At 38.4% G+C, this 12962-nt stretch carries 9 protein-coding genes and 5 tRNA genes; all 14 read right to left on the reverse strand.

All coding sequences use genetic code 11. From position 1 onward, the window contains the following. Nucleotides 1-20: 20 nt before the first annotated feature. The 14 genes from ACFX40_RS10145 to ACFX40_RS10210 all read right to left on the reverse strand — a co-directional run bounded on the left by ACFX40_RS10145 (nt 21) and on the right by ACFX40_RS10210 (nt 12943). Nucleotides 21-2300, reverse strand: coding sequence for a sugar phosphate nucleotidyltransferase (locus ACFX40_RS10145; RefSeq protein ID WP_028410637.1), 2280 nt, complete (start codon nt 2298-2300; stop codon nt 21-23). Beyond that, nucleotides 2297-4615 carry a glycosyltransferase gene (locus ACFX40_RS10150; protein ID WP_377254873.1) on the reverse strand — a complete coding sequence of 773 codons (2319 nt, stop codon included), beginning with the start codon at nt 4613-4615 and terminating at the stop codon, nt 2297-2299. Before ACFX40_RS10150 ends, ACFX40_RS10145 begins: the two co-directional genes overlap by 4 nt. Further along, nucleotides 4608-5102, reverse strand: a complete 495-nt coding sequence (locus ACFX40_RS10155; protein ID WP_028410635.1) for a DUF4912 domain-containing protein — start codon at nt 5100-5102, stop codon at nt 4608-4610. The genes ACFX40_RS10150 and ACFX40_RS10155 overlap by 8 nt, the downstream gene beginning before the upstream one ends. Nucleotides 5103-5295: 193 nt before the next feature. Beyond that, nucleotides 5296-5955 (reverse strand): phosphate signaling complex protein PhoU, encoded by a 660-nt coding sequence (gene phoU, locus ACFX40_RS10160; RefSeq protein ID WP_013059193.1) that lies wholly within the window; start codon nt 5953-5955, stop codon nt 5296-5298. A gap of 22 nt (nt 5956-5977) precedes the next feature. Then, nucleotides 5978-6775, reverse strand: coding sequence for a phosphate ABC transporter ATP-binding protein PstB (gene pstB / locus ACFX40_RS10165; RefSeq protein ID WP_371264484.1), 798 nt, complete (start codon nt 6773-6775; stop codon nt 5978-5980). A gap of 619 nt (nt 6776-7394) precedes the next feature. Continuing rightward, complete coding sequence (locus ACFX40_RS10170) at nt 7395-9572, reverse strand: peptidoglycan D,D-transpeptidase FtsI family protein (protein ID WP_377254876.1); 2178 nt, start codon at nt 9570-9572, stop codon at nt 7395-7397. A gap of 161 nt (nt 9573-9733) precedes the next feature. Further along, entirely contained in the window at nt 9734-11011 is a 1278-nt protein-coding gene (locus ACFX40_RS10175) for an MFS transporter (RefSeq protein ID WP_028410632.1), read from the reverse strand. 129 nt (nt 11012-11140) lie between these two features. Then, entirely contained in the window at nt 11141-11749 is a 609-nt protein-coding gene (gene sodA, locus ACFX40_RS10180; protein WP_013059198.1) for a superoxide dismutase SodA, read from the reverse strand. Between the two features lie 197 nt (nt 11750-11946). Then, nucleotides 11947-12039: transfer RNA gene (locus ACFX40_RS10185), tRNA-Ser, on the reverse strand. An 11-nt stretch (nt 12040-12050) separates the two neighbouring features. After that, a tRNA-Ile gene (locus ACFX40_RS10190) sits at nt 12051-12127 on the reverse strand. A 3-nt stretch (nt 12128-12130) separates the two neighbouring features. Beyond that, a tRNA-Asn gene (locus tag ACFX40_RS10195) sits at nt 12131-12205 on the reverse strand. A 40-nt stretch (nt 12206-12245) separates the two neighbouring features. Further along, nucleotides 12246-12319: transfer RNA gene (locus ACFX40_RS10200), tRNA-Met, on the reverse strand. A gap of 1 nt (nt 12320) precedes the next feature. Then, nucleotides 12321-12395, reverse strand: a tRNA-Asn gene (locus ACFX40_RS10205). Between the two features lie 62 nt (nt 12396-12457). Further along, entirely contained in the window at nt 12458-12943 is a 486-nt protein-coding gene (locus tag ACFX40_RS10210) for a DUF456 domain-containing protein (RefSeq protein WP_013059199.1), read from the reverse strand. Nucleotides 12944-12962: the final 19 nt, after the last annotated feature.

The following is a 12962-nucleotide window of genomic DNA, read 5'->3' on the forward strand; positions in this document are numbered from 1 at the left end:
TTTTAAATAAAATCCATTATTTACACTCTTTGATACTCTTGTATTTTTTCTACAAAATATGCCGACAGCTTCTTGGCAGTCTGAGTGTTTAACGCCTCGGAATAAATATTTAATACAGGCAAGTGACCATCGGGCAAAATAAGCGTCCATTCATGAGGATCATGATAAATTTTCAAGCCATCAATGACATACACTTGTTTACCGATTGCTTCTTCTAATAGTTTCTTCATCACTTGTTCTTGAATTTCTAGCGGACATGAAATATACCGCCAGTTCATATAAGCGTGCGGGACATATTGAATCATTTCAGAAATTTTCCGCTGTTGCACCATAATTAATTCGATCAGCTGGCATAAAGCGTACATGGCATCCAACTGAAATTGAACAGGCCCTAAAAGACTAAGCAAATCACGTTTTTTTGCTTTTGTCCTCATAAATGATTGATTGAGAGATTGAGCAAATGTTTCTAGTGTGGATGAATAGTGTATAGGAATAGGAACGAATGCTACTTTTTTTGTCATGTATACGCTATAAATATAAAGCGACATAATTTCTGAGTCATTTACGCTGCAGCCTTTTTCATCATATAGAGCAAATGTTTCTCCATCTTCTTTAATCTGAATACAAAAAGACAGCTTATTTCGTTTAATTATTCGTTTGGGTTCTTCTGTTTTCTCCCATTTGTTTAAAAATAAAACGTGGACACGAAGACGCTTACATAATAATTCGACAACTTCCTGTATAAACGGCGAACAGATCACGCCAATCCGCATATTGTCTTCTAATAAAGCATGCTGATTAATTGATTTTACTAAAGCATCACAATATTCTCTCCTGATATTTCCTATGCTTGTTTCTTTAAATGAAACAGAAGTCGTTACGCTTGCTTTTTTAGCTTGAAGGTACATCCGCTCAATCTTTTTTTCAATAAGCTGATTAACTAATTGCCCTTTATCATCATATATTTCTAAAAACAGGCTGCTGTTTTTGCTATCCACACCAATATAAATACCAATGCTCGCTTGTGAAGTCATCATGTAATATCGAAATACCGGAAGAGCTTCTTTTTTAATATCATACACAGCTGAATGATTACTTCGTAAAAAAGAAAAGCATTCTTTGCGAAGCTGAGTGGCTTCTCCTTCATCATCGCTTGCTAGACAGAACGACCCTTGATGTTTGCATACAAGTAATAACGCATTGTATAGTCTTTCTCGATCAACAGATGAATGTACATACAAGCGACCGTTTTTGAAGATAGAAACATCTGGCTTTACAGAAAGTTGGGGTAGCACTTGATTTTCAGCTACTGTATCTTGGACATACGTAGTCATTGCTTGAACATTTACATAGGGACCTATCGTAGCGTTGTATAAAAACGATTCTGCCCCCACCGTTACGTTTTGAAGCAAAATCGTTTTATCGATTGCAGCATGTGCTTCTATGATGCTATTGGTTCCAATAATCGTGTAAGGACCAATTGAAGCACCTTTTTTAATCACCACATTTTCTCCTACGTAAACCGGATCGTAAACAGTCACCCCTTCTTCTATGAGCGCGTCATCTGAGACAATACTTTCCTGTCTATTGCCAAACCACTTGCTCCACAAATCATAGTGTGCTTGACGATAATGGTGGATTTGCCCAATATCAATCCAATAATCTTCCGTTACAAAACTGCACACAGTATGATTATATTCCAAAAGAAGCGGGATAATGTCAAAGCTAAAATCTGTAGGACCATAAGAATTCACGTAATCAAAAACGGATTTTTTGATCACATACACTCCCGTATTAATCAATCGGCTATTGGCCTGTTCGTAGGTCGGTTTCTCTACAAACTCGGTGACTCGATGCCCTTCATCTATCGTCACCACTCCATAACCCCGCACGTCGTTTACTTCTTTTGTAACAATGGTCATTTCGCTTTTTTGTTCATAATGAAAATGAATAACGTCTTGAAGATTAATTTCTGTTAAGGCATCTCCACTAATAATAATACAGTCTTCCTCAATAAAGGCCTCTGCTCGCTTAATTCCCCCCGCCGTTCCAAGAGGCTCTTTTTCGATAAAATAAGTAAGCGTCACTCCCCACTGAGAGCCATCCCCAAAGTATTCAATAATTTGTTCATGCCTATACTGCAGCGTAATCCCAATCTCTGTAATTCCATGTTTCTTAAGCAGCTCAATGCTATATTCCATCACAGGTTTATCGTAAAGCGGCAGCATAGGCTTTGGAATCGTATAGGTCAAGGGCTGCAGTCTTGTTCCTTTACCGCCAGCAAGTATAATGGCTTTCAATTTTTTGCCTCCCTCCTTTTTTTATCCTGGCAAATGTGATGTTGAAACAGCTTACTTGTATCAATAGCGATTTTTTCCCAGCTAAACATAGTTGTTGCTTTTCTATACCCATTTTCGCTGATTTTCGCAGCCGTTTTTTCATTTTTTAACAAAAATTCAATACAGTTAATTAATTCGAGCGTATCTCCTCGGGCAAACGTCAGGCCCGTGTCGAAATGTGAAACAATATCGCTTAGACCTCCTGTATCGGCAACGATAGTTGGCTTCTTGGCTACCATCCCCTCTAAAGCCACAATTCCAAAAGGTTCATATAGACTTGGAAAAACAACCATTTTGCAAGCTTGAAGAAGCTGATTTCGTTCGTTATCGGTAATGTATCCAATAAAATACACGTATTTGTCCAATTGCTTTTCACTTACCTGTGTTCGAAACTCATGAAGTAAAGGTCCTTTTCCCGCCACAACGAATTGAACATCTATTTGTTTTTTCTTAAATAGTTCCGCTGCTTCAATAAATAGCTGAAATCCTTTTTCATATACAATTCGTCCAATTGAAAAAATAATAGGGGCCTTTCTAAAATTATATTTCTTTTGTAAACTTTCTTTTAACCGCTCATTTACTGCGTCGACTACCAGCTGCTTGTCAATTCCATTTGGAAATATAGCAATTTTATCTTGTTCTACGTGAAATAAAGTGATTAATTCTTTCTTCATATAGTCACTGCAGACAATAATTGAGCTTGATTGTCGAATCAGCTCCTCTTCTTGCAAGTGAATTTTCTGCTGCATGTCATTATGAATACCATTATTGCGCCCATGTTCTGTCGCATGAATGGTCGTAATTAGCGGTCTATCCGTTTTATCCGCTAAACATTTTGCAGCGGAGGCAACAAGCCAGTCATGAGCATGAATAACGTCAAAAGACAGCTTGTAGCCTAATTGCAGTCCTCTAAGAGCCATAGCCACGTTCAAACTGTTTACCCATGTCAAAAAATCCGGATGATGAGGCTGCAGGCTTTTAACTCGGTAAACATGAACACCGTATAACCGCTCATATTCCGGCAGCCCCTCTACATATGTTGTTAATACACTAACGTGATGGCCCGCCTTTGCTAACGCTCTGGATAAATCAAATACATGTCGTGCAAGTCCTCCGATAACTAGAGGAGGGAATTCCCATGCAAGCATTAAAATGGAGAGACCGCCTTTATATTGATTTACTGATAAAGCTGCCGGCTCTATCTCTTTTGTAGAATATAAAAAAGAACTGCCTGAAAGAAAACTGTTTTCGCTATCCATCCTTGGATTCTTTTCGTGACAAAGAAAATCAAATAGTTTTACTTGCCTTTCGTATTCATCTCTGACTTTTTCAAAGTTATAAAGCCAATCGCTGCTGCTTAAAAGAAGCCACTGTCGGTAGATAGCATTCACCACGCTAGGATGTTTAGAATCGATAACATCTAGCATTGCCTCTGACTTCTGTACAGTTGAAATAAACAATTGATTGTTCTGACTGACAAATTCGGCGCTTTTTGTTGCACCGTAGAGTGCAAGAGTTTCGTTTTGGTGAAACTGTATATCCCTCGCGTAGTCTAAAGGATATTGAAATGTACCCCTTGCTGCTTGCATTCGCTGAAAGCCAAGCGTGTCCTTAGCTTTCAAATCCAAAACAGCGCTCGCTTTATTCATGGTTCCTTCCTCAATTTGTTTTCCTTGCTTGGGATATGGAAACAAGATAATGCCAGCAGGCGACTTTTTTAGTTCATCTGTTGATGACTTCACAAAGGTATAGCGTATTTCATGAGATTTTAGGAGCATATCTACTTGATGAGTATATTCTCCTTGCTGTATAAAAAAACCGACGGGCTTTTTTTCAAAAAACTGTTGAAAAACACGTATTGCTTCTGTAATTTGGAGATTTAATGTTTGTTCGGTTTTAAGGATGGAAACGAACGCGTTCGTTACGGTAGTAGGAATACATTCCATCATGTCATGTTGAAAGAAATATTTGCAGGCTGAGAACAAGCTCCCTTTCCACTTTTTTAAAAAAGTGAGTGCTCTCTGATGCTGCCGGCTTGAAAACTGGTGTAAATACCGCGCGTAACGAGTGTTAAACGCCTCGTCGTTTAATGCGTTCAAAAATACACAAGACATCACAGCTGTTGCACCTATCAATTTCTTAGACTCAATTTGATCTAAAAAAGGGATGAACTCGTTCGTTACTTGTTCAAACAGCGGATACTCGCTCTCTGCTTGAAATACATGTAGCAAGGGATAATGCATATAAGTTAAAAGAATACAGTCATCACTATTCATATTGCTTTTTCACCTGCTCCAAGTCATTTGAATATAAGGAATATGTGCTAAATTCATTTTGAACACCCTGGTGAACTTTTACAGGTTCGTACATCCAGCTCAACGAAGTTACATTCACTTGTTCATGTTGTTCTTTCATCAAATAAACCGGATTCGAACGAAGAAGGGAAAAAAAACTTCCTTCTTTATCTTGAATGCCAATATCTATTACATACGTGCGCTCACTTTCCAAGCTGTTCATAAACATGAAGTCTTGCTTAGGAGTAAGGCCTTTCATATAATAGCGGTTTGATTCATGTCCGTTAAAATGAAGACCTGTTATATCATACGTACACATAGCTAGATTCAATTCTTCCCATCGTGTCGAAAACATACTTTCTACCATCTCTCGAATATGCTCAGAAAACGACCAATGAACATAAATACGAGATGAGTCAAGCTGAGTAGCTATACACACATTTAAGTTTTGAATAAGATTAGCAGCCACTGTTTTATCACTTCGTTTCTTAGAATGTTTTTTCTACATATAAATGCCGTATAAACTTATTAACATCTTACCATTCAGAAAAAGTTGCCACAATAAACGCAATTTGTCGATTTGTGTTAAAAATTCAGGTTAACGTAGTAATTATAATTTACTAACAAAAAAACCTCTTCGCTTATTAGAAGAGGTTTTTCTACTATTCGTTTAAGTCGTAGCGTTTGCCTTTTACAAGGTAAAATACGCTTTCTGCTACGTTAGTGGTATGATCAGCCATACGCTCTAAATAGCGGGCTACAAATAAAAGCTGCGTAATTTGGTTCATAGCCTCCTGCTTTTCTTTAGCAAGACTTAAAAGTTCTTTGATTGTTATTCCGTAAAGCTCATCCACTTGATCGTCCATTTCCGCTACTTTTTTAGCCAGCACAAGATCTTCCTCGTGATAAGCTTTTAACGAAAGGCTCAACATTTCAATCGAAATATCGTGCATTTTCTTTACATGTTCTAACGGCTTAATTAATTCTTCGTTTCCAATTCGTATAGCTGATTTTGCTACGTTAACCGCAAAATCTGCCATACGCTCAACATCCGAAGCAATTTTAATTGCCACAATGATACGTCTTAAATCGATAGCCACGGGCTGCTGCTTTGCAATCAGTAAGATAGCTAGGTCATTAATTTCTTCTTCTAAGTCATCTACGTATGAATCGCCGTCGATAATTTCTAGCGCCAGCTCAACATTGCTTGTTTGCAACGCTTCAATTGATTTTGATAGCGCCTCATGCGTTAAACGCCCTATTTCTAATAATTTTTCACGTAATATCTTTAAATCACCATGAAACTTTTCGCGTACAACCACTCATCCCATCTCCTTGTATGTCTTAACCGAAACGACCTGTAATATAATCTTCTGTGCGTTTATCAGATGGCATTGAGAAGATTTTATCTGTTTCTGCGTACTCTACCACTTCTCCATTTAAGAAAAATGCTGTTTTATCTGAAATACGTGCCGCTTGCTGCATATTATGTGTAACAATAATAATGCTGAAGTCTTTCTTTAATTCTTGTACTAACTCTTCTACTTTTAATGTTGAAATTGGATCGAGTGCAGAAGTAGGCTCATCCATTAAAATAACGTCGGGTTCAATAGCCAAGCAGCGCGCAATACAGATACGCTGCTGTTGTCCACCTGACAACCCATTCGCATTTTGATTCAAACGATCTTTAACTTCGTCCCAAATAGCTGCTCCTCGTAAACTTTTTTCAACAATTTCATCTAGTTTTTTCTTATTGCGAACGCCATGAATTCTTGGGCCGTAGGCAATATTATCATAAATAGATTTTGGGAACGGATTTGGCTTTTGGAAAACCATTCCTACTTGCGTGCGCAGCTCTTCCACGTGGTACGATTTATCAAAAATATTTTTCCCTCTATACTCAATTTCACCTGATGTACGGACAATTGGAGTCATTTCTACCATACGATTTAACGTTTTAATATATGTTGATTTTCCGCAGCCTGATGGACCGATGATCGCGGTAACTTCGTTAGCATGAATGTCTAAATCAATATTTTTTAAGGCATGTGTGTTGCCATACCATAAATTCAAACCTTTTGTTTTATATACAATTTCTTTTGTTTGCGGAGTATCTACTTTTTCTTTGTTAGTCAATTCCATTGTTATTGCCATTGGATAATCCTCCTTCATCGTCTTTAACCGTTTTGAGCACAATAAAAGTCTCTCTATGTCTATTTAATATCTATTGTTTACTATCAGTGTAAATAAATACGAGAAGCCGAAACGCTTCCCCTTATTTTGATCATTTCTATTAACCCTTACACTTACAGAATAATAGCCGACTATTAATTGTGTTTTAACTCAATGTAAAGCTTTTGTAAACGAAGGTCTATCTGCGTGTTTTTTAGGTAAAAAACTAGTTCTTACGACCCTTAAATTCAATAAAAAACCATATATGTAAAGATTTTTAACAAAAAAAGAAGAGGTAGAGACATAACTAAATTAATTCAATCTAAAGGTGGGTGGATTGGATTAATAAGCCAGTATGAATTACTTCCGATACCGCTGTTGATTTTCGTTTCACGGACAGCCGGTGAGCCTCCTCATCGCTTCGCTTTCCCTGCAGAAGTCTTCACCTTGCCCTCCAATCAATCGCTAAAAGGGCCTACCTACACGAAATCTACGTTTACTCTACCAATAAAAAAATCCGAACGAAGCTGATTCTTAATCAACTTCGTTCGGATCTTACTTTAACTAATATGCTTTTATTCCAGCCTCTTTAATTGGCGTCGTTTGCAATGACAGCCTGTTGATTCTCTTCTTGGTCTTTTACTTCTTGTTCACCTTTTTTCTTTAAATCAAAATACGTATCGAGCGCAGAACGAGCAAGCTCTTTTGTAATGGTATTTGGTGCACTTGGCACAAATGCCGATGGTACCACTACAGCTACTGCAATTTCAGGATCATTCGCCGGAGCAAAGGCCACAAAGTTTGAATTATTAACTTTAATCGGATCCCCTCCGCTTGGGTTTTTCTCATAGGCTTGTGCCGTTCCTGATTTACCAGCAGGATTATAGTTCGCTGTATGGAAAGCTGCATACCCTGTACCGCCTTGTTCTTGAGTAACGCGCTTAAAGCCACTTTGAACATCTTTAATGTATTCTTCTTTCATCGTGATACGATTTAACACATCAGGTTCAAATGAATGCTGCGTACCGCCAATTTCATCGGTTTTAATCGTTGGTTTTCGGATTTCTTTTACTAGCTGCGGCTTAATGCGATACCCTCCATTAGCTATTGCAGAAGTATATTGAACAAGCTGCAGCGGCGTGTACGTATCATACTGACCAATTCCTAAATCAAGCGCCGTACCTGGAACATCGCTTCCGCCTTGGACACCTGTTGATTCGTTATCAAGGTCTATGCCTGTTGATACGCCTAAGCCGAACTGACTGTAGTAAGAACGCAGTTCGCTGAATGTATCAGGTTTAATCGGTAAAGTCATGTTTTTATGATACTGTAACCCAGCCATAGCCATTACCGTTTTAAACATAAATACGTTGGATGAATATTTTAACGCAGATGAATACGTTAAGGGTCCTAGCCCTTCAGCCTCAGCTGATTTTTTAACCGGTGTTCCTTTAATTTTTAACGGTTCATCAACGAACACTGTGTTTGGCTTAATAGCTCCTGAATCTAAGCCGGCTAAAACCGTTGCTCCTTTTACAACAGAGCCCATTGTATAAGATGTTGAAATATTTCCTAATGCAAAATCTTCTATTTTAGGCGCTCCAGTCTTCTTATCAATGGTGTATTTTTTACCTGCCATTGTTAAAATTTCTCCTGTGTGAGGATCCATCATAATAACAAAAGCACGGTCTAAAAATTGCGTTCCTTTCATTTGCTTTTTGGCTAAAAGCTGGTCGGTAATTTGTTTTTCTACCGCTTTTTGAAGCTCCATATCAATAGTTAAAACCAAATCACTGCCGCGTTCACCTTTAGACACTTGAATTGTATCAAGGAGATTTCCTTTTTTATCTGTTACATATTGGACTTTTTCTTTTTGACCGCTGAGCTGAGCTTCGTATTGCTTCTCTAAATAGCTCGTCCCAACTTGGTCATTTCGGCTATAGCCTCTTGACAAGTAATACTGTACTTTATCTTTAGGCAGTCCTTCGTTGGCAGATGATACATTTCCAAGCAAAGTGCGAAGAGTACTGTTTTCTGGGTATGAGCGATCCCAGTACGTTGTTGTATCAACACCTGGAAGTTCATCTAAGTGCTCACTTACAACGGCATACTCTTCATTTGTCACACCGCTCTTAACAATTTGCGGGGTGTTAGAGTAACCTGCCTCCATTTGGCGCTTAATAGCGAGAACTTCTAAATCACTCTTTAGACTTTCTAAATCTTTTTTAGAGATGCGGTCTAACTGACGTTGATACAGTTCGTCATCAGTCATTTCACCAACTTGAACTTTTTTGCGATCAGCTTGCGTAATTTTCTGTTCCGCTTCTTTAGGGTGAAGCATAATCCAATAATCCTTCATATCGCGTTCTGTAATTTTTACCACATTCTTAGCATCTTTATTCTTTTTATTTTCCGGAATATCAATCACATTTGTGGTGTAAGGAACATCGATCATAGTGGCTAACTTTTTAGCGATGCGCAGCCTTTCTTCAGCTGTATTTCCTTGAAAACGAGTATATGTAATTGTATTTAAAGAGGTATTATCTACAATTACGCGGTTATAACGATCGTACATTTTCCCTCGAGGAACAGGCGTACTGACCGTAACGTCCTGTGTTTTTTCGACTTCTCGTTCGTAATTCTCACCGTATACAATTTGAACAAGTCCCAACCGCAAAATTAATACGGAAAATAGGGCAAATACGGTCAAGAAAAGTAAGTTCACACGAAAAGGCACGTGACTTTTTCTTCTTTTTTTCTTTTTCATACCAACACCTACACTTTATAAAACATATATACCATAACACCATAAAATCAGCTATTTAGCAAATAAATAGACACCTGGCAGGTGCCTATTTACACAACGTATTTATTCTAAAAGAAAAGCGAAGCATTTTCCATAGTACAAATGAAGGAGCTCACAATACTCTAAGCTGGAGACTCTCCGTCTCCTTCATTTAATACCGGAGGAGTAACAGTCGTTTCTTTTTTGTGCAGAGGCTGTGAGATATGTCTCACACAAAAATAAATGATTGTATGCCCTGCTCCAACAATAGCTAATAAAATGGGAATACTTTTTGCTTCATCAAAAAATAGTACAGCTATTAAAAATAAAGATATGGAAGCGACGCGTCCAATATTCAGAAATACTTCTCTGACAACAATGTATTCAATTCTTTTTGAAACAACGTCTTTTGCTCGCCCAATCACATCGTACGTTAGAGAAATGAATGGAACCAACAAAATAGGATAAGCAATGGCAATACAAACAGCATATATAATTAACTTTGGATACGATAAGTTAAAGATAAGCAAAAAGACTGCTCCATAGAGAAGGAGGCCCCCTGCGAAGATAAATCGAAGGCGATTTTTTTGCTTAATAAACCTTGAGGCAACATAGTATCCTACAAACGCAACTGCTGAATTCACCAGTCCATATGTTCCTAAAGCTAGTTCACTTCCCGTCGTAATAAATACCATGACGGATACAACAAAAATGAACGTACCTTCACGCAACCCTTGAAAGAAATGAGCCTGCAATATTCGATTCCAGTCTTTATTGACTTTTCGTTCAGCCCATACTTCTTTAAATTTGTATACTCCTTCCGCTGCGCGTCTTGTAATAAAAAAACTAAGCACAACGGCACCGATAAACAATAGCAGCGATACACCAAACACGATTTTATACCCAAGTGATTCATACAAAGCGGAAATAACAAAGCCCGCTCCTAAAGGACCAATCATCCCTGCAAAAGAGTTTAAGATCCCTAAAAATCCGTTAAAAAAGTCTCTTGTATCAGGTTCTGTAATTTCAAAAGTTAGCACATTAAAAGCTAGCCAATAAAAGCCGTATCCTATACCCAGCAGTCCGCCAAGCAATACTAAATACTGGGCTGCGTTAGCTCCACTGATTAATACAGCGATATAAAAAACAGCTAAAAAAGATACACCTAATCTTAAAACCACAACCCGGTCAATTCGTTTGGCCCATTTACCTGCTAAAATAAACGTAAGCGGCTGAAGCACCACTACCGCTAAATTATAAATAGCGAGATCCGAAAATTCGCCTGATTGTTTCCACAGATAAATGTTAACAAACGAATTGGAAATTGAAATAGCCAAGGCATAAAGACCGCCTATAATTAAAAGCAAAAGTAAATCTTTACTAACTTCTACATCTCCAACTACTTTTTTTAATAAAGGCATATCAAAAAACTCCTTTTCTCTTCTACACCTAGTGTGTGAAAAAGAAAAGGAGATATGTAAAAGAATTGGAAAACAAAAAAGCCAGTAAAGGTAATAATTACTTTACTGGCTCTTAAATACGTCTTCAGCTTATTTTGCAGCGTCGTAACGTTTAGCAACTTCGTCCCATTTTACAACATTAAAGAATGCTGAAATGTAATCTGGACGGCGGTTTTGGTAATTTAGGTAGTAAGCGTGCTCCCAAACGTCTAGACCAAGAATTGGCGTTTTGCCTTCCATTAATGGGCTATCTTGGTTTGGTGTGCTTGTTACTTCTAATTCGCCGTTGTTTACAACTAACCAAGCCCAGCCAGAACCGAAGCGAGTTTTAGCTGCATTTGCAAATTCTTCTTTGAATTGATCAAAGCTGCCGAATTTGCTAGCGATAGCGTCTGCTAATTCACCAGTTGGAGCACCGCCGCCGTTAGGGCAAAGGATTGTCCAAAATAATGAGTGGTTCGCATGACCGCCACCGTTATTGCGTACTGCTGTACGGATATCTTCAGGAACAGCATCTAAGTTTGAAATTAACTCTTCAATACTTTTGCTTTCTAAATCCGCTTTGCCTTCAACAGCAGCGTTTAGATTTGTAACATATGTGTTGTGATGTTTTGTGTGGTGAATATTCATTGTTTCTTTGTCGATATGTGGTTCCAGTGCATCGTATGCATAAGGTAGTTCTGGTAATTTGTAAGCCATGAATAATTCCTCCTTCAAAATATGTAAGCATTTTGGCGCAAAAGCACCATATACGTTTAGATTAGCAAATTTACCCTACTGTTTCAAATAAAAAGTTCCTAATCCATGATTTATATTTACCTAATTCCCATTCGCTATTCTTTTAAACATAAAAAAAGCTTCTTTTTCTCAAAAGAAGCTTTGAATAGACAATAGTATGGCGGAGGAAGAGGGATTCGAACCCCCGCGGGCTTTAACACCCCTGTCGGTTTTCAAGACCGATCCCTTCAGCCGGACTTGGGTATTCCTCCAACCCTATAAATGGTGGACCCTGCAGGACTCGAACCTGCGACCGGACGGTTATGAGCCGTCTGCTCTAACCAGCTGAGCTAAGGGTCCACATGGCTCCACAGGTAGGACTCGAACCTACGACCGATCGGTTAACAGCCGATAGCTCTACCACTGAGCTACTGTGGAACAATATGAATTATGTATGTCACAAACGCAAATTGGAAAATAGCGGCGGAGGGGATCGAACCCCCGACCTCACGGGTATGAACCGTACGCTCTAGCCAGCTGAGCTACACCGCCATGGCTCCACAGGTAGGACTCGAACCTACGACCGATCGGTTAACAGCCGATAGCTCTACCACTGAGCTACTGTGGAACAATATAACATTTACTAGCGACATTAAAAATTTAACATGTTTCTAACCTAAAGTCAATATATTATTTTAAAACAGCGTATAAAAAATAGGCAATCATCAGCAGTTGAATAAATCCTTTTGAAATAGCGCCACTAAAAAAGCCAATAACCGAACCTACTCCAATTTTTACTGCGTTGCTAATTGTGGTCCGATGAACAATCAGTTCTCCTACAATCGCTCCGATAAACGGCCCTAAAATAATTCCAAATCCCGGAATGACAAACGGACCCACAAGCAGCCCAACTGTACTTCCCCAAACACCTGCTTTAGTGCCTCCGAATTTTTTCACACCAATAATATTAGCTATATAGTCTGCTAAAAAAAGTGCGACAACTAACAATCCTTGTATCACCCAAAATAACCAGCTATAGGAGCTAAAATCATAAAATAAACCGTATATAACAAATCCCAGAGCTACAAATAGCACGCTTGGGATGATGGGATAAACCAACCCAACAAACGATACAACAAAGCTAATGATAATTAATGCCCAACATAAAATAGCCATGCCCGCACCTATCCTTTTT

The sequence above is a fragment of the Priestia sp. YIM B13552 genome, from assembly GCF_042787775.1.
Classification (GTDB): Bacteria; Bacillota; Bacilli; order Bacillales; family Bacillaceae_H; genus Priestia; species Priestia megaterium_E.